The following is an 18,009-nucleotide window of genomic DNA, read 5'->3' as shown; positions in this document are numbered from 1 at the left end:
TGGTGCCGGGCCGCTGCGCCGCTTACTTCGGGGGGGCGGGGGGGTTGGGGGTGGCCTTTGTGTTTTGACACCGCGGGGGGGCGGCTTTAACACACGACATGGCTTTCACGGAAGCGCGCTGGTGGTGGGCAAGGACAGCTCAGCCGTCTCGCTCTTCGGCAAGGCTGCCCGTGGCCGTCCGGAGACGGTGCCGGGCCGCTTCCAGACGTTCGGCGTAGTCGGCGGCGAAGATTCCAGGGAGCGCTTTGTCCAGTGTTCCCGCGATCTTGTGGATCGGGGCCCATGCGGCCGGATCGTCGACCAGGCGGCTGAGATCTGTCATCTGTACTCGCGGAAGCGCTCAGTCGTGTGGTGGAGGAGCGTGCTGGCCGGCCCTGGTCCTTTACCTCACCGCCACTGACCCCAGTTCGCACTTTGTTCTGGACCTCTCAACTTACCTGACGACTCATCAGGTAAGTCAGCATCCAATCAGCATTGGACCGGGGCAGTCTTCCGTACATGCTCCCGGTTGATGGCTTCGCGGCAGGCTGCTTCGTGCAGATCGCGCAGGTGAGAAGCCTGCTCGCCATGACGCACGATGTTCTGGAAAGTCTTCGAGTCGAAGACATGCCGATGTACAGTGAAGGACGCCCCTGACCTGCAGAAAGCTGGCGGGGAGCCGTCTTCTAGGAGTCCAAAGTGCTGCGAACTTTGATCAAGTCCAAGATCCACCGCGCCACCGTCACCCAGGCCGACCTGCACTACGTGGGATCGGTCACCATCGACGCCGACCTGCTGGACGCCGCCGATCTGCTGCCCGGTGAGCTGGTGCACATCGTCGACATCACCAACGGCGCCCGGCTGGAGACCTACGTCATCGAGGGCGAGCGCGGCTCCGGCGTCGTCGGGATCAACGGGGCCGCCGCTCATCTCGTCCACCCCGGCGATCTCGTGATCATCATCAGTTACGCTCAGGTGACCGACGCCGAGGCGCGGGCGCTGAAGCCGCAGGTCGTGCACGTGGACCGCGACAACCGCGTCGTCGCCCTGGGCGCGGACCCGTCCGAGCCGGTACCGGGCTCGGACCAGGAGCGCAGCCCGCAGGCCGTGTCGGCCTGACGCGGCGAGCGCGGCGAGGACCGAGGAACAGGGAGCGTGGCCGTGAGCGACATCGAGATCCGTGACGACCGGGCGGCGGGCCGCCTGGAGGCGGTGGCCGGCGACGACGTCGTCGGCCGGATCGAGTACTTCGTGCTCGACGCTCCCGGCCGCGCCCTGGTCCCGGTGCACACCATCGTCGAGCCGGCCCACGAGGGGAAGGGCATCGCGGGCTCGCTCGCCCATGAGCTGTACGCGATCGCACAGCGCGAGGGCGTCACCGTCGCCCCGCTGTGCCCGTACGTCGTCAAGTGGGCCGAGCGGCACCCCGACGAGGCCCCGGCGGCCGACCCGGAGCTGCTGCGCGCGGCGAAGGACTGGCTGAAGGCGCACCCCGGACGGTTCTGAGGGGGCCCGGCCGCGTCTTCGCGCGCACCGGGCCCACCTGGGTCTTCCCGTTCATACGGGGGAGTGAGTGGCGGAGCGGCACCCGGGTAGGCGGGGGAGTAGTCCAGAGCCGACGCAGACCTACTGGCCGGAGGACACCCGCCATGACGAACCCGTATCCGGACCCCGTCCCGCCGGGGCCGACGCCGGGCCCGGACCCCGAGCCGCCGCAGCCGTATCCGGACCCGGTCCCGCCACCCGAGCCGCCGCCCGGTCCGGCCCCCGGCCCAGGTCCCGGCCCGGGCCCAGGGCCTACACCCCCGGGCCCGGGCCCGCAGCCGACACCCCCGCCTCCGGGCCCGGGACCGCAGCCCACCCCGCCGCCTCCGCACCCCGGCCCGCCGGAGCCCTCACCGTCGCCGATCCCGCCGGGACCGGAACCCGTGCCGAACCCGGAGCCGGGACCGCCGCTGAGCTGACGCCGCCCACGGGCGGCACGCCGACGGCCCGCGGCCCCGGTGACAGGCCCTACTGGCCGGCCACCTCCGACCGGTCCCCGCCCCACAGCGTGTGGAACGAGCCCTCCCGGTCGGTGCGCCGGTAGGTGTGCGCGCCGAAGAAGTCCCGCTGGCCCTGGGTGAGGGCGGCGGGCAGGCGCTCGGCGCGCAGGGCGTCGTAGTAGGCGAGGGCGGCGGCGAAGCCGGGGGTCGGCACTCCCTGCCGGGTCGCGGCGACCAGCACCTCCCGCCAGTCGTCCTGCGCCTCGGCGATCTCCCGTGCGAACGTCTCGTCCGACAGCAGGCTCGGCAGGTCCGGCCGGGCGTCGTACGCGGCGCGGATACGGTCCAGGAAGGCCGCGCGGATGATGCAGCCGCCCCGCCACAGCGCCGAGACCGCGCCCAGGTCGATGTCCCAGCCGTACTCCTCGCTGCCCGCGGAGATCTCGTGGAAGCCCTGCGTGTACGACACGATCTTCGACGCGTACAGGGCCTGCTCCACCCGGTCGGCGAAGGCCGCCGCCTCCGACTCCGGCAGCGGCGACGGCTTCGGGCCCGCCAGCCCGCGGGACGCCTCCCGCAGCGCCGCGTGACCGGACAGCGAGCGGGCGAAGACCGCCTCCGCGATGCCCGAGACCGGAACGCCGAGGTCCAGGGCGATCTGGACCGTCCAGCGGCCGGTGCCCTTCTGCTCCGCCTGGTCGACCACCACGTCCACGAACGGCTCGCCCGTCGCCGCGTCCACGTGCGAGAGCACCTCGGCGGTGATCTCGATCAGGTACGAGTCGAGCCGGCCGGTGTTCCAGGTGCGGAAGATCTCCGCGATCCGCGCGGGGGAGTAGCCGGCGACGTCGCGCAGCAGCTGGTACGCCTCGCCGATGAGCTGCATGTCGGCGTACTCGATACCGTTGTGCACCATCTTCACGAAGTGCCCGGCGCCGTCCGGACCGACGTGCGTCACACAGGGGGCGCCGTCCGCCGCCTTCGCCGAGATCTTCTCCAGCATCGGGCCCAGGGAGTCATAGGACTCGGAGGGGCCCCCGGGCATGATGCTCGGGCCGTTGAGCGCGCCCTCCTCCCCGCCCGAGACGCCCATGCCGACGAAGTGGATGCCCTGCTCGCGCAGCTCGCGCTCGCGGCGCCGGGTGTCCGCGAAGTGCGCGTTGCCGCCGTCGATGATCATGTCGCCCGGCTCCAGGAGCGGGGCGAACTCCTGGATCACCGCGTCGGTCGGGTCACCCGCCTTCACCATGATCACCAGACGCCGCGGCCGTTCCAGCGCCGCCACGAACTCCTTGGCGGTCTCGGTGGCGACGAAGTCTCCCTCGCTCCCGAACTCCTCGACCAGCGCGTGCGTCTTCGACGCCGTCCGGTTGTGCAGGGCGACGGTGTAACCGTTGCGGGCGAAGTTACGGGCGAGGTTGCGGCCCATGACCGCGAGACCCGTGACGCCGATCTGCGCTGTAGTGCTCATTACCTTGGCTCCTAGTGACCCGAGTGTCGGTGGTGCCGGTCGTGCCCGTCAGCCTACGGCCGCTGTCGGACCATCCTGACGTGCCGGTATGCCGGCCGCACCTCCACGGCCGACGCACACACCGGTACGCACGGGAGGGTGCCGACGGCTCATCGGACACGTGCCTCATCCGGCCAACAACCGCCGGTTCCACGCCATTCCGCCTCGCGGGGCAACCGGGGGCCGTATCGTCATGGCCGGTTCTCAATGCTCGTCTTCGTTGCTCCTGACTCCGTGTCGAGGGGGATCTCCATGGCCGTACGCGGTCGGCACCGCCGGTACCAGCCGAACAGGATCAACCGTGCCTCACTGACCGTCACCGCGGGCGGGGCCGGGATAGCGCTCCCGCTCATCGGCACCGGCACCGCGCACGCGGCCGACCTGGACACCTGGGAGAAGGTGGCCGCCTGCGAGTCCACCGGGAACTGGGACATCAACACCGGCAACGGCTTCTACGGCGGGCTGCAGTTCACCCAGTCCACGTGGGAGGCGTTCGGCGGCACGCGGTACGCGCCGCGAGCGGATCTGGCCACCCGGGACGAGCAGATCGCCGTGGCGGAGAAGGTGCTGGACGGGCAGGGCCCTGGTGCCTGGCCGGTCTGCTCGACCCGGGCCGGGCTGACCCGTGGCGGCGACGCACCCGACATCCACCCGGCCGGGGGCGCCGAGAAGGACGCCAAGAGCGAGCGGCACAAGCAGCAGAAGCAGAAGAGCGGCGGCAAGAAGAGCGGCGAGAAGAGCGCCGCGGTGGACGTGCGGCCGCAGAGCACTCCCCAGTCCCGTGCCGGGCGGTCCCAGATGTACACCGTCATCTCCGGCGACACGCTGTCAGGCATCGCGGACGCCCAGCGGGTGCGGGGCGGCTGGCAGAAGCTCTACGACGCCAATCGCAGCGAGGTCGGAGAAGATCCCGACATGATACTGCCGGGCCAGCGGCTGACGCTGACCGGCAAGACGTCCGAGAGCAAGGCCGAAAGCAAGACCGAAAAGAAGACCAAGGCCGAGAAGAAGACCAAGCCCGAGCGCACAACCACGTCGGTCGAGCCGAAGCAGAAGTCCTCCTCGGAGCGCGGCGCGAACAAGGCGACCACCGGGCGCTCCCTGATGGCCCCTGTCGACGCCGCCACCGGCACGCCGTACCACCAGACGGGTTCCTCCTGGTCGCAGGGCTACCACACGGGCGTCGACTTCCCCGTGCCCACCGGCACGTCGGTCAAGTCGGTCGCCGCGGGCCAGGTGGTCAGCGCCGGCTGGGAGGGCTCCTTCGGCTACCAGGTGGTCGTCCGGCACGCCGACGGCCGGTACAGCCAGTACGCGCATCTGTCCGCGATCTCCGTGAAGGACGGGCAGAGCGTGGGCGCCGGCCAGCGCATCGGCCGTTCCGGGTCCACCGGCAACAGCACGGGCCCGCACCTCCACTTCGAGGTGCGGACCGGGCCCGGCTTCGGCACGGACGTCGACCCGGTCGCCTATCTGAGGGCCGGCGGGGTCAGGATCTGACTCCGTGCCGGCCCGGTACGGCCGACAGGGCGCAGGGCAGGTCGGTGAAGACGCCGTAGCCGCAGGAGTGGGCCAGGGCCGGAACCGCGGCTGCGGTTCCGGCCGCCTCACGTATCCCGTCGTCCGAGTACGTCTCCTCCGCCGGCGCGGTCTCCGCGGCCGGTGACGGCGCCGGGGCGGGCAGGGCGATCTGCCCGCGGTCCTGGCCCTGCCCGCGGTCCTGTCCCTGCTTCCGGTCCCGCGCCGGTCCCCGCTGCCGGTCCTGTTCCCGTACCCGCTCCTGCGCCTGGTCCGGCGCACGGCCCTTCGCGTGGTCCTGGTCCTGGGCCGTCGACGGTGCCGCACCCGTCAGGGCGGTACCCTCGCGCGCCGCGCGGCCGGACGGCGGCGTGCCCTGCGCCGGCACCTCACCGGTGGACGGCGCCGCCCCGCCGGCTGCTTGCGCCCGCCGTTCCGTGACCGCGATCCGCTCCGTCGTCAGCAGGATCAGGCCGCCCGCGGCCACCACCCCGCAGCCCAGGGCGAGCACGGTGCCGGTCGCGCCGTACCGGAAGGTCTCGCCGAACATCGTGATGCCGACCGCCGCGGCCGCCACCGGGTTCACCACCGTCAGCGCGGCCAGCGGGGCGGCCAGGCCCGCGCCCCGGTAGGACGCCTGGGACAGCAGCATGCCGGCCGTGGCCAGTACGCCGATCACCGCCAGGGACGGCAGATCGGCCGCGGACACGCCACCGGTCCAGTCGACCGCGACCGTCTTGGTGAACACCGACGACATGCCGAAGGCGACGCCGGACGCGGTCGCCAGCAGCATGCTGCGCGCCATCGGGTGCCGGCGGGCGGCCCGCGCGGCGGCCATCAGCGCCACGACCGCCCCGGCGGTCACCAGGGCCACCACCGTCCGCTGGGCGGTGTCCAGCGACCGCGAGTCCGCCGAGCCGACCAGCGACAGCAGGCCCGCCAGACCCACCGTCGCCATCACCGCGCCGCGCCAGGCCGTCGCACCGGCCGGGCGCCGCACGAACAGCGCCGCCATGGGCAGGGCGAAGACGATGGTCAGCGCGCCCAGCGGCTGCACCAGGCTGAGCGGGCCGTAGGCGAGGGCCGCCACGTGCAGCAGCCCGCCCAGGCCGTTCAGCGCGACCGCCGCCCACCAGGTGGGCCGGCGCATCGGCGCGTACTGCCGGCCGGGGGAGGACAGCGCGACCTGCTCCTGGACGATGGCGCCGCCCGCGTAGGCGACGGCGGACACGAGCGACAGCACCACGGACAACGCGAGGGCGCTCATCGGCCGCTCCTCTGCGTGAGGCGACGGCCCGGCCCGGTCGGCCCGGCCCGGCGCGGCGAACAGTCGGCTTTCATACCAGCCACCTTGCCGCGCGCGGCCCGTCCCGTCGTCAGCCCTGAGCACTCTTTGGGTCATACTGCCGATGGAGTACGGTCGCCTCCCGGTCCTCCCCAGGGTGGGCGATCCCGCCGCCCGGCCCGCGCCCCGGAAGCGGACAACGGCACCTGCCCGGCCGCACGAGCACTGCCCGCACCGACGGCACCGGCCGCACAGTACGCGCCGGTCCCGTACCCGGCTCGCGTCGCCGAGCCGGTCCCCGCACCCTGCCCGCGCCCCCGAGCCGGTCCCTCCACCGCCCCAGCCGCACACGTCGCGCTCTTCCCCCGGCGCCCCCGCTGGGTGACCATGAGGGGACCAGCCGCCGAGACGGGAGGTTCCGGGTGCGTGTGGGACTGCTGACCCGGGAGTACCCGCCGGACGTGTACGGCGGCGCGGGCGTCCATGTGGAGTTCCTCGCACGGGAACTGGCCGCCCTGGTCGACCTGGACGTGCACTGCTGGGGCGAGCCGTCGGGCGCCGACGGCGCCGGGGTGCGGCGCCACCGCCCCTGGTCCGCCCTGGACGGCGCCAACGACGCGCTGCGCACCCTCTCCGTGGACCTCGCCATGACCGACGCGCTGGCCGGCCGCGAGCTGGTCCACTCCCACACCTGGTACGCCAACCTCGGCGGCCACCTCGCCAAGCTGCTGCACGGCGTCCCGCACGTGGTGACCGCCCACTCCCTGGAGCCGCTGCGCCCCTGGAAGGCCGAGCAGCTCGGCGGCGGCTACGCGCTGTCGAGCTGGGCGGAACGCACCGCCGTGGAGTCGGCCGACGCGGTGATCGCCGTCTCCGGCGCGATGCGCGACGACATCCTCACCTGCTACCCGGCGCTCCCCGCCGACCGGGTGCACGTCGTGCACAACGGCATCGACACCCGGCTGTACCGGCCCGACCCGGCCACCGACGTCCTGGACCGCGTCGGCCTGGACCGTGCCCGCCCGTACGTGCTCTTCGTCGGCCGCATCACCCGTCAGAAGGGCGTGCCCCATCTGCTGCGCGCGGTACGGGACATCGACCCCGCCGCGCAGGTCTTGCTGTGCGCCGGTGCCCCCGACACGCCCGAGATCGACCGGGAGTTCCGCGATCTGTACGACGAGCTGAGCCGGGCGCGTGACGGCGTGCGCTGGATCCCGCGGATGCTGCCCCGGCCCGAGGTGGTGCAACTCCTCACCCACGCCGCCGTGTTCGTCTGCCCGTCGGTGTACGAGCCGCTCGGCATCGTCAACCTGGAGGCGATGGCCTGCGGCACCCCCGTCGTGGCCTCGCGCACCGGTGGCATCCCCGAGGTCGTGGCGGACGGTGAAACCGGGGTACTCGTCGATGTGGACGACGGTTTCGAGGCGGGGCTCGCGCGGGCCCTGGACGCGGTCATCGGCGACCCCGAGGGCGCCCGCCGGATGGGCGAGGCGGGACGGGAACGGGCGGTGGCCGAGTTCGGGTGGGACGCGGTGGCCCGCCGTACGGTCCGGCTCTACGAGGACGTCCTGAAACAGATGTGATCAGGCGTGACGGAGCAACTGGCGTAGAGGGTGGGAGGGGAGCGGCCATGCGTCGTGGAGGTCCTTCGGTGCTCGGTGTCGTCCTGGCGGGCGGTGAGGGCAAGCGGCTGATGCCCCTGACCGCGGACCGGGCCAAACCCGCGGTGACGTTCGGCGGCACGTACCGCCTCGTCGACTTCGTCCTCTCCAACCTGGTCAACGGCGACATCCTGCGCATCTGCGTGCTCACGCAGTACAAGTCGCACTCCCTGGACCGGCACGTCACCACCACCTGGCGGATGTCCAGCCTGCTGGGCAACTACGTCACCCCGGTCCCCGCCCAGCAGCGCCTCGGTCCCCGCTGGTACCTGGGCAGCGCCGACGCGATCCTCCAGTCGCTGAACCTCGTGTACGACGAACAGCCCGAGTACGTCGCGGTGTTCGGCGCCGATCACGTCTACCGCATGGACCCGCGCCAGATGCTCGCCCAGCACATCGAGTCCGGCGCGGGCGTCACCGTGGCCGGCATACGGGTGCCGCGCACCGAGTCGGCGTCCTTCGGCGTGATCACCCCCGCCTCCGACGGCCTGACGGTCGAGCGCTTCCTGGAGAAGCCCGCCGACCCTCCCGGTCTGGCCGACGACCCGGCGTGCGTCTTCGCCTCGATGGGCAACTACGTCTTCACCACCAAGGCCCTGATCGACGCACTGCACCGGGACGCGGAGGACGACGGCTCCGCGCACGACATGGGCGGTTCGATCCTGCCCCAGCTCACCGACCGGGGCGAGGCCGGGCTGTACGACTTCAGCGACAACCACGTGCCCGGCGAGACCAGCCGCGACCAGGGCTACTGGCGGGACGTGGGCACCCTCGACGCCTACTACGACGCCCACATGGACCTGATCGCCGAGCGCCCCGCCTTCAACCTCTACAACCGCCAGTGGCCGGTCTACACCTCCTCCGGGCAGCTCTCGCCCGCCCGGTTCAACGCGGGCGGCATCGCCAGCGAGTCGATCGTCAGCGCGGGATGCCTGATCCGGGGCCAGGTCACGCGGTCCGTGCTGTCACCGGGGGTCGTGGTCGACCCGGGGGCGGTGGTGCAGGGCTCGGTGCTGCACGACAACGTGCACGTCGGGCGGGGCGCGGTGGTGCGCGGGGCGGTGCTGGACAAGAACGTCCAGGTGCCGCCGGGCGCGACGATCGGGGTCAACCCGGAGCGGGACGCCGAGCTGTACACGGTCTCCAGGGGCGGGGTGATCGCCCTCGGCAAGGGCCAACGGGTGCCGTAGCGCACCCGGTTCCCGACTCCGGCCGGGCGGTCCCGCGCGCCGCCCGGCCGGTGCGCCGCCCGTCGGCCCGGAGCGGTCGGGCCGACGGGCGGGCTCAGAGGCGGGTACCACCGGTCGACGTTGTCATGTCCCTGGACGCCAATCGGAATCCGTGTTGTCATGCATCTGCCGTTACATCGATGTAATGCAGTGTCGGTGTGACGACCGCCCCCGTCCTCCTCGAAGGACCCTCGAAGGAGAGGATTCGTGCGCATCAGACGACTCAGAGACCGCGTGGCCCTGTTGCTGGCCACGGCGCTCGGCATCGGCACCCTCGCCGCCGTGCCCGCCGCCGGCGCGGCTACCGCCCCCGACGACGGCCCGGCCGTGGAGGTCCACGGCCTCAAGGGCGAGTACTACACCCACTCCGCCCCCGGCGCCTTCGACTTCGACGAGCTGAAGGCCACCGGCTTCGACCCGCAGGTCGACTTCGGCAACCTGGAGTCGCGCCTCAAGTTCGCCACCGGGCAGTCGGACGACGTCAGCGTCCGCTGGACCGGCCGGCTGGTCCCCGAGGAGACCGGCCCGCACACCTTCTCGATCATCGGCGACAACGGCTTCCGCCTCTGGATCGGCGGACAGCTCGCCATCGACCACTGGGTCGACGACTGGGACCGCGAACAGACCGCCCAGCCGATCGAGCTGACCGCGGGCCAGTCCTACGACATCAAGCTGGAGTACTTCGAGCACTACGGCGGCTCCAACCTCCACCTGCGCTGGACCGAGCCCGGCGGCGCCAAGGAAGCGGTCCCGCAGTCGGCGTTCCGACTGCCCGAGGGCTACGACTACGACGGCGCCACCTCGGCCACCGTCCTGGCCACCGGGCGCACCCTGAAGCTCGGCTTCGCCCACCCCGTCGCCACGCCCCCGGCCGGCTTCGCCGACCACCTCACGGCGGTCATCGGCGGCGCCACCTGGCCCCTGGGCGAGGCGAAGGCCGACCCCGAGGACCCCCACTCCCTCCTCGTCGCCCTCGACGAACCCGTCGTCGGCAACAAGAGCGGCACCGCCCCCGGCACCGCCGACATCCGCTACGACGGCGAAGGCGGCCTGACGACCGCCGACGGCAACGTTGTCAGCGCGTTCTGGACGAGCGGCTCCAACCGCTCCACCTACGAGCTGCGCACCGACTGGGCCGACGAGGTCGGGCCGGACAACGCGCTGCCCGAGTACCCGCGCCCGCAGCTGACCCGCGACGACTGGCGCAACCTCAACGGCAGCTGGCAGTTCGCCGCCGCCGAGGCCGGTGAGCGGCCGCCGGTCGGCAAGAAGCTGAAGGAGCGCATCCTCGTCCCGTACCCGGTGGAGTCACAGCTCTCCGGCATCGAGCGGCACGAGGACCGCATGTGGTACCGCCGCACCTTCACCGTCCCCAAGGACTGGAAGGTCGGCTCCCAGCAGCGCCTCCAGCTCAACTTCGGCGCCGTGGACTGGCAGTCCGAGGTCTACGTCAACGGCGTCGAGGTCGCCGACCACAAGGGCGGCTACGACAAGTTCAGCGTCGACGTCACCGACGCGCTCAAGCCCGGCCGCACGCAGGAGCTGATCGTCGGCGTCTACGACCCGACCGACGCCGCCGACGGCGAGAACCCGCCGCTGGGCAAGCAGCGCCTGGACCCGAGCGGCATCTGGTACACGCCGTCCTCCGGCATCTGGCAGACGGTGTGGATGGAGCCGGTCGCCGCCGACCACACCGACTCGCTCAAGATCACCCCCGACGTCGACGCGTCCACCGTCGCCGTCGAGCCGCAGGGCGTCCGCGACGGCGTACGGGTCACGGCCACCGCCTACGAGGGCAAGCGCAGGGTCGCCACGGTCACCGGCCGCACCGGCGAGCCCCTCACCCTGAAGATCAGGAACCCGCGGCTGTGGTCCCCGGACGACCCGTTCCTCTACGACCTGGAGGTCACCGTCGGCAAGGACCGCGTCGGCAGCTACTTCGGCATGCGCTCGGTCTCCGTGGAGAAGGTGAACGGCACCCCGCGCACCCTGCTCAACGGCGAACCGGTCTTCCTGATGGCCACCCTCGACCAGGGTTTCTGGCCCGACGGCCTGCACACCGCGCCGACCGACGAGGCCCTCGCCCACGACCTGAAGATGCACAAGGAGATGGGCTTCAACTCGGTCCGCAAGCACATCAAGGTGGAGCCGGACCGCTGGTTCTACTGGGCGGACAAGCTGGGCCTGCTGGTCTGGCAGGACATCCCGGCCATGACGGCGGGCGTCAGCCCGTCCACCGCCGCCCGCGCCGAGTTCGAGCGCGAGATGAAGGAGATCATCGACGAGCACATCAGCAGCCCGTCGGTGATCATGTGGGTCACCTTCAACGAGGGCTGGGGCCAGTACGACATCGGCCGGATCGCCGAGCAGGCCAAGGCATGGGACCCGACCCGGCTGGTCAACAACCAGTCCGGCCTGAACCTCGGGGCCGACGGCGGCGCCGGCGACATCATGGACGAGCACGGCTATCCGAGCCCGGCCCTGCCACCGTCCCCGGACGGCGAACGCGCCCTGGTGAGCGGCGAGTACGGCGGCCTCGGCCTCGCGGTGCCCGGTCACGCCTGGTCCGTCCAGCAGTCGTACGTCGACGTCGACCCGGCGACGTACACCGACGACTACCTCACCAAGCTCGACGAGGTGCGCGCCCTGGCCTGCAAGGGCGGCAACGGTGCCGTCTACACGCAGATCACGGACGTCGAAGGTGAGCTGAACGGGCTGCTGACCTACGACCGCAAGGTGGTCAAGCCCGACGTACCGCGCCTGAAGGCGGCGCACGAGCAACTGATCACCGACGTCTCCCGCCCGACTCCGGCGGGCTGCGTCTGACCGAGCGACAGGACGCCGGGTGCGGGCCCCGCCCCAGGGGCGCGGGGCCGTGTCGACATGCGGCTCCGCCGCGTGGGCGCGCCCAGCCACAACGGACCCGCACCCGGCATCCACGCGACGTCCCCCTGCCTGGAGGCAACCGCATGAGATGGACCCACCGCATCCGCGGCTTCGCGGCCGCCGCACTGCTCGGCACCGCCCTCGCCGCTCCCACCGCACAGGCGGCCACCGCCCCCGACGGCCCGCTGACCGCCCTGGTCAACCCCTTCATCGGCACCGAGAACGAGGGCAACACCTACCCCGGTGCCGCCGTGCCCTTCGGCATGGTGCAGCTCTCCCCGGACACCGGCCACAACGTCGGCTACGACTACTCGAACGACCGCGTCCGGGGCTTCTCCCTGGTCCACCTCTCCGGCGTGGGCTGCGGCCTCGGCGGCGACCTGCCGGTGCTGCCCACCACCGGCGACGTCACCGAGACGGACTACACCCAGTACGCCGCCGGCTTCAGCCACGACGACGAGGCGGCGAGCCCCGGCTACTACCGGGTCGGCCTGGACTCCGGCATCGAGGCCGAGCTGACCGCGACCGAGCGCACCGGAGTGCAGCGCTACACCTTCCCGGCCACCGACAAGGCCAACGTGCTGCTCAACGCGGGCCAGTCGCTGCACCGCACGGTCGCCACCGAGGTGGAGATCCTGGACAGCCGTACCGTGCGCACCGCCATCACCGGCAGCGGCTTCTGCCAGGACACCGAGCCGTACACCGTCTACACGGTCACCCGCTTCGACCGCCCCTTCACCGCCTACGGCACCTGGGAGGGCGCCACCGTCACCGCCGGGGCCAAGACCGGCCGCGACGGCGCCTACCTGCGCTTCGACACGACGAAGGACCGCACCGTCGAGGCGACCACCGCCCTGTCCTACGTCGACGCGCGCGGCGCCGCCCTCAACCTCCGCGCCGAGGGCGGCCGTTCCTTCGACGCCGTGCGCGAGGCGGCCGACCGCACCTGGGAGGAGCGCCTGGACGACGTGCGCGTCCGGGGCGGCGACGACACCCTGCGCCGTACCTTCTACTCGTCCCTGTACCGGTCCTTCCTCGCGCCGAACATCGGCAGCGACGTCGACGGCCGCTACACCGGCTGGGACCAGGGCAAGCACCGGGCGAAGGGCTTCACGTACTACCAGAACTGGTCGCTGTGGGACACCTACCGCACCCAGTCCCAGCTGCTGTCCCTGCTGGCGCCGCGCCAGGCGCGGGACATGGCGATCTCCGTCCTCAAGATCGACGAGCAGAGCGGCTGGCTGCCCAAGTGGGGCTACGGCACCGTCGAGACCAACATCATGACCGGCGACCCGGTCACCCCGTTCCTCACCAACGCCTACCAGCAGGGCCTGCTGAAGGGCTACGAGGAGCAGGCGTACCGGGCGCTGAAGAAGAACGCCGACGGGGTGCCGCCCGCCGAGTCCCCGGCGGTGGGCCGGGAGGCCAACCGGGAGTACCTCGCCGACGGCTTCGCCCCGTACGTCAAGGGCCGCCCGCACGCCAAGCCCGGTGACTCCGACTACGACCACGGCGCCTCCGCCACCCTGGAGTACGCCCTGTCGGACGCGATGCTCGCGCGGATGGCCGGCGACCTCGGCCACCACGAGGACGCCGCCCGGTACGCCGCCCGCGCCCAGAACTACCGGACCGTCTTCGACCCCTCGACCGGCTTCTTCCGCGCCCGCGACGCCGCGGGCGCCTTCACCGGCCCGGCCGACCCGGCGCAGAGCGAGGGCTTCCACGAGGGGACCAGCTGGCAGTACCAGTGGCTCGTCCCGCAGGACCTGCCGGGCATGATCGACCTGATCGGCGGCACCGACGCCGCGAACACGCGGCTGGACTCCTTCTTCGCCTACGACCGGCTCCTCGCCGACCCGGCGGGCACCGCCCGTGACGTCTGGGTCAACGGGCCGTACGACTACTACAACGCCGACAAGTACAACCCGCAGAACGAGCCCGACCTCATCGCCCCGTACACCTACCTCTCCACCGGGCAGCCCTGGAAGACCACCGACGTGGTGCACGCCGCGCTGACCCTGTTCACGGACACCCCGACCGGCATGACCGGGAACGACGATCTCGGGACCATGTCCGCCTGGAACGTGCTGTCCTCGATCGGGATCTTCCCGATCCAGCCCGGTTACGACACCTGGGGGCTGTCCACACCGGTCTTCGACCGGGTCGACCTGACCCTGGACCGCCACTACTACCCGCGCGGCGCCCTGACGATCACCGCCCCCGGCACCTCGGACACCGACCGCTACGTCCAGTCGGCCCGGACGGACCGGAAGAGCTATGACCGGACCTATCTGACGACCGACGCGCTGCGCTCGACGCGGTCGCTCGGGTTCACGGTCGGCCCGCAGCCGTCCGGGTGGGGAACGTCACCCCAGGCGGCGCCACCTGCGCTGACGTGACCTCAGACGCCCCATGAGTCCCGCCCCTCCCCGAGGGGCGGGACTTAATCCTTTGTTAACTGTGTGTAGCTTGATCGTACTTGACCGTAATCGGTGAGGAGAGTTTGACTGCTTGTCTCGACCCGTCAGCGACATCCGTCAGCGACATCCGTCATCGACGCGAGGCAAGCCATTGACTTCCGATCTGCTCGCTCCCCTCGATCTGGCGTTCTGGAACATCGAGTCCGCCGAGCACCCCATGCACCTGGGGGCGCTCGGCGTCTTCTCGGCGCACTCGCCCACCGCGGGGGCCCACGCGGCGGACCTGCTCGCCCTGCGCGCGGCGGGCGTGCCCGGGCTGCGGATGCGCATCCGGGACGTGTGGCAGCCGCCGCTCGCCCTGCGGCAGCCGTTCTCGTTCGGCGGCGCCGCCCGGGAGCCGGCCCCGGACTTCGACCCGCTCGACCACGTCCGGCTGCACGCCCCCACCGATGACTTCCACGCCGTGGCGGGCCGCCTCATGCAGCGCCCGCTGGTCCGGGACCGGCCGCCGTGGGAGGCACACGTACTGCCGGGCGAGGACGGATTCTCCTTCGCCGTGCTGTTCAAGTTCCACCACGCCCTGGCCGACGGGCTGAGGGCGCTGGGACTGGCCGCGGCCGTCCTCGACCCGATGGACCTGCCCGCGCCCCGGCCCCGGCCCGCGCCGCCCCGGCGGGCCCTGCTGCCGGACGTGCGCAAACTGCCGGGGCTGGTGCGCGGAGCCCTCTCGGACGCCGGGCGCGCCCTGGACATCGGCACCTCCGTCGCCCTGTCCACCCTCGACGTGCGCTCGTCGTCGGCGCTCACCGCCGAGTCCTCCGGCACCCGCCGCACGACCGGCGTCAGCCTGGACCTCGACGACGTGCACCGCGTCCGCAAGGCCGAGGGCGGCACCGTCAACGACGTGCTGATCGCGGTCGTCGCGGGCGCCCTGCGCCGCTGGCTGGACGAGCGCGGCGACGGCAGCGAGGGGGTGGCGCCGCGCGCCCTGATCCCCGTCTCCCAGCGCCGCCCGCGCACCGCCCACCCCCAGGGCAACCGGCTCTCCGGCTACCTGATACGGCTCCCGGTCGGCGACCCCGACCCGCTCTCCCGCCTCGGCGCCGTCCGCGCCGCCATGGACCGCAACAAGGACGCCGGGCCGGCCCGCGGCGCCGGGGCCGTGGCGCTGCTCGCCGATCACGTCCCGGCCCTCGGCCACCGGCTCGGCGGCCCCCTGGTCAGCCAGGCGGCCCGGCTCTGGTTCGACATCCTGGTCACCAGCGTGCCCCTGCCCAGCCTCGGCCTGAAGCTCGGCGGGCACCCGCTCACCGAGGTCTGCCCCTTCGCGCCGCTGGCCCGGGGCCACTCACTGGCCGTCGCCGTCTCGACGTACCGGGGGCGGGTCCACTACGGGCTGATCGCGGACGCCGAGGCCGTGCCGGACCTCGACCTCCTCGCCCACGCGGTGACCGAGGAGGTGACGGCCCTGCTGAGGGCCTGCGGCCCTTGATCCGGCGAGCCCTGCCGTATGACCTGCGGGTTCTGGCCCGAGGGGGGAGGCGGTGGGCTTGGCCGGGGGCGTGATCCGGGGCGGTGGCGGTCAGGGCCGACGCCTCTCGGCCCTGACCCGGAGGGGTGCGGCCTGGCGCACCACCCGCGGGTTCTGGTCCTTGGGGGCGGTGGACTCGTGCGGGGGCGCGTGATCCGGGGCGGGGCGGCCCGGCCGGTTCGCCACCCGGAGGGGTGCGGCCTGGCGCACCACCCGCGGGTTCTGGTCCTTGGGGGGCGGTGGACTCGTGCGGGGGCGCGTGATCCGGGGCGGGGCGGCCCGGCCGGTTCGCCCGCGGCCTCCCCGGTGAGGCGTCGGGGCCCCGGCCGGTCACTCGCGGCCTCCGCGCCGAGGTGGGCCGACGGTTCCGCAGGTCGCCCGTGGTGCCGATCCGGGCGGTTTGGCGGCCGGGCCCGTCACTCGCGTAAAATCCGGCGTTCGACAGCGGACGCGAGACAGAGCGCCGCGCGGGTGACCAGGGAAACGGCAGCGGCGATGACGGTGACACAGGACGGTTCGGCGGCCACGGACGAGGTGGGCGCGTCCGGGTACGGCCCCGGCATCGACCCCGAGCGGCTCGCCGTCTGCCTCAGCGTGCTCAAGGAACTCGACGGCATCGAGGTCGACCACCCCGACGCGATCGCGGTCCGCCGGGCCACCTCGCACATCTACCGCACGGTCAAGCAGCGCCGCCGCCAGGAGCGCCGGGCCGCCAAGACCGCCCACGACAAGGCGGTCACCGAGGCCACCGCCACCGGCTCGGCGGAGCGCATCGACGACGAGACCGAGGGCATCCTGCCCTCCTCCCGCACCGAGGAGGGCACGATCGCGGGGATACTCCAGCGCCCCCGCTCCTGCTACGTCTGCAAGCAGCGGTACGTCGAGGTCGACTACTTCTACCACCAGCTCTGCCCGCCGTGCGCCGCCGAGAACCGGATGCGGCGCGACGCCCGCGCCGACCTCACCGGCAAGCGCGCGCTGCTCACCGGCGGCCGGGCCAAGATCGGCATGTACATCGCGCTCAGGCTGCTGCGCGACGGCGCGCACACCACCATCACCACCCGCTTCCCCAAGGACGCCGTCCGCCGCTTCAAGGCCATGGACGACTCCGCCGACTGGATCCACCGCCTGGAAGTCGTCGGCATCGACCTGCGCGACCCCGCCCAGGCGGTCGCCCTGGCCGACCGGGTGGCCGAGCAGGGCCCGCTCGACATCCTGATCAACAACGCGACGCAGACCGTACGGCGCCTGCCCTCCGCGTACGCCGCCCTGGTCGAGGGCGAGAGCGCGCCGCTGCCCGCCGGTGAGCTGCCCGCGCGGCACGTCATCGGCGCCTTCGGCTCCGGCTCGGTCGACGGGCTGGCCGCGCTGCCCGCCGGGGTCAGCGGCCTCGACGCGCAGCAGGTCGCCGACCTCGCCCTGGTGGCCGGCAACGCCAGCGTGGTCCGGCACCGCGACGGCACCGCCATCGACGCCGGCGGCCTGGTCCCCGACGTCGTCGACAGCAACACCTGGGTGCAGAGCATCGAGCAGATCTCCCCGGTGGAACTGCTGGAGACCCAGCTGTGCAACTACACGGCGCCGTTCATCCTCATCAGCAAACTCCGGTCCGCGATGGCCGAGGCCGCCCGCAAGGCGCCCTCCAGGCGGGCCTACGTCGTCAACGTCTCGGCGATGGAAGGCGTCTTCGCCCGCGGCTACAAGGGCGCGGGCCACCCGAACACCAACGCCGCCAAGGCCGCGATGAACATGGTGACGCGGACCAGCGCCCAGGAGATGTTCGAGAGCGACGGCATCCTGATGACCTCGGTGGACACCGGCTGGATCACCGACGAACGCCCCCACTACGACAAACTGCGCCTGGCCGAGGAGGGCTTCCACGCCCCGCTCGACCTGGTCGACGGCGCGGCCCGGGTGTACGACCCCGTCGTGCGCGGCGAGGCGGGCGAGGACCTGTACGGCGTCTTCCTGAAGGACTACGCGCCCGGCAAGTGGTGAGGAGCCG

The 18,009-nt window shown here is 72.4% G+C and carries 12 protein-coding genes; 9 read left to right on the top strand and 3 right to left on the bottom strand.

Annotated features, from left to right (window positions below; translation table 11 throughout):
- Positions 1-139 precede the first annotated feature (139 nt).
- Positions 140-322 (bottom strand): hypothetical protein, encoded by a 183-nt coding sequence (locus ACZ3IG_RS07685; protein WP_391995112.1) that lies wholly within the window; start codon positions 320-322, stop codon positions 140-142.
- A gap of 356 nt (positions 323-678) precedes the next feature.
- Here ACZ3IG_RS07685 and panD point away from each other — a divergent pair, with 356 nt between their 5' ends.
- Positions 679-1,098: an aspartate 1-decarboxylase gene (gene panD / locus ACZ3IG_RS07680; RefSeq protein WP_467429920.1), complete on the top strand. Its 420-nt coding sequence runs from the start codon at positions 679-681 to the stop codon at positions 1,096-1,098.
- Between the two features lie 42 nt (positions 1,099-1,140).
- A complete protein-coding gene (locus ACZ3IG_RS07675) occupies positions 1,141-1,485 on the top strand; it encodes a GNAT family N-acetyltransferase (RefSeq protein ID WP_467429919.1) in 345 nt (114 codons plus the stop codon).
- Between the two features lie 507 nt (positions 1,486-1,992).
- Here the strand turns inward: ACZ3IG_RS07675 and gndA are convergent.
- Positions 1,993-3,435: an NADP-dependent phosphogluconate dehydrogenase gene (gene gndA / locus ACZ3IG_RS07670; protein WP_467429918.1), complete on the bottom strand. Its 1,443-nt coding sequence runs from the start codon at positions 3,433-3,435 to the stop codon at positions 1,993-1,995.
- A 291-nt stretch (positions 3,436-3,726) separates the two neighbouring features.
- Here gndA and ACZ3IG_RS07665 point away from each other — a divergent pair, with 291 nt between their 5' ends.
- Positions 3,727-4,974, top strand: coding sequence for a transglycosylase family protein (locus ACZ3IG_RS07665; protein WP_467429917.1), 1,248 nt, complete (start codon positions 3,727-3,729; stop codon positions 4,972-4,974).
- Here ACZ3IG_RS07665 and ACZ3IG_RS07660 read toward each other — a convergent pair.
- Positions 4,964-6,259: a DMT family transporter gene (locus tag ACZ3IG_RS07660; RefSeq protein WP_467429914.1), complete on the bottom strand. Its 1,296-nt coding sequence runs from the start codon at positions 6,257-6,259 to the stop codon at positions 4,964-4,966. The two genes, ACZ3IG_RS07665 and ACZ3IG_RS07660, sit on opposite strands and share 11 nt — an antisense overlap.
- A gap of 440 nt (positions 6,260-6,699) precedes the next feature.
- On the opposite strand from ACZ3IG_RS07660, the gene glgA reads away from it, so the two are divergent.
- The 6 genes from glgA to ACZ3IG_RS07630 all read left to right on the top strand — a co-directional run bounded on the left by glgA (position 6,700) and on the right by ACZ3IG_RS07630 (position 18,002).
- Positions 6,700-7,860, top strand: a complete 1,161-nt coding sequence (glgA, locus tag ACZ3IG_RS07655) for a glycogen synthase (RefSeq protein WP_467429912.1) — start codon at positions 6,700-6,702, stop codon at positions 7,858-7,860.
- 47 nt (positions 7,861-7,907) lie between these two features.
- Entirely contained in the window at positions 7,908-9,128 is a 1,221-nt protein-coding gene (glgC, locus tag ACZ3IG_RS07650; RefSeq protein ID WP_467429910.1) for a glucose-1-phosphate adenylyltransferase, read from the top strand.
- Positions 9,129-9,374: 246 nt separating this feature from the next.
- Positions 9,375-11,993: a PA14 domain-containing protein gene (locus ACZ3IG_RS07645; RefSeq protein ID WP_467429908.1), complete on the top strand. Its 2,619-nt coding sequence runs from the start codon at positions 9,375-9,377 to the stop codon at positions 11,991-11,993.
- A gap of 143 nt (positions 11,994-12,136) precedes the next feature.
- Positions 12,137-14,452: a GH92 family glycosyl hydrolase gene (locus tag ACZ3IG_RS07640; RefSeq protein ID WP_467429907.1), complete on the top strand. Its 2,316-nt coding sequence runs from the start codon at positions 12,137-12,139 to the stop codon at positions 14,450-14,452.
- A gap of 172 nt (positions 14,453-14,624) precedes the next feature.
- Positions 14,625-15,965, top strand: coding sequence for a wax ester/triacylglycerol synthase family O-acyltransferase (locus tag ACZ3IG_RS07635; protein WP_467429905.1), 1,341 nt, complete (start codon positions 14,625-14,627; stop codon positions 15,963-15,965).
- Between the two features lie 534 nt (positions 15,966-16,499).
- Complete coding sequence (locus tag ACZ3IG_RS07630) at positions 16,500-18,002, top strand: SDR family NAD(P)-dependent oxidoreductase (RefSeq protein ID WP_467429903.1); 1,503 nt, start codon at positions 16,500-16,502, stop codon at positions 18,000-18,002.
- The last annotated feature ends 7 nt before the right edge of the window (positions 18,003-18,009 follow it).

The sequence above is a fragment of the Streptomyces sp. NPDC016677 genome (assembly GCF_055562815.1).
The sequence above is the reverse complement of the archived record's forward strand: the minus strand, read 5'-3'. Positions and strand labels throughout refer to the sequence as shown.

What these genes read in the sequence shown, in the direction of transcription:
- gndA (WP_467429918.1), bottom strand. Translation starts at nt 3,435, where the DNA reads ATGAGCACTACAGCGCAGATCGGCGTCACGGGTCTCGCGGTCATGGGC.
- glgC (WP_467429910.1), top strand. Translation starts at nt 7,908, where the DNA reads ATGCGTCGTGGAGGTCCTTCGGTGCTCGGTGTCGTCCTGGCGGGCGGT.
- ACZ3IG_RS07685 (WP_391995112.1), bottom strand. Translation starts at nt 322, where the DNA reads ATGACAGATCTCAGCCGCCTGGTCGACGATCCGGCCGCATGGGCCCCG.
- ACZ3IG_RS07665 (WP_467429917.1), top strand. Translation starts at nt 3,727, where the DNA reads ATGGCCGTACGCGGTCGGCACCGCCGGTACCAGCCGAACAGGATCAAC.
- ACZ3IG_RS07640 (WP_467429907.1), top strand. Translation starts at nt 12,137, where the DNA reads ATGAGATGGACCCACCGCATCCGCGGCTTCGCGGCCGCCGCACTGCTC.
- ACZ3IG_RS07630 (WP_467429903.1), top strand. Translation starts at nt 16,500, where the DNA reads ATGACGGTGACACAGGACGGTTCGGCGGCCACGGACGAGGTGGGCGCG.
- ACZ3IG_RS07660 (WP_467429914.1), bottom strand. Translation starts at nt 6,259, where the DNA reads ATGAGCGCCCTCGCGTTGTCCGTGGTGCTGTCGCTCGTGTCCGCCGTC.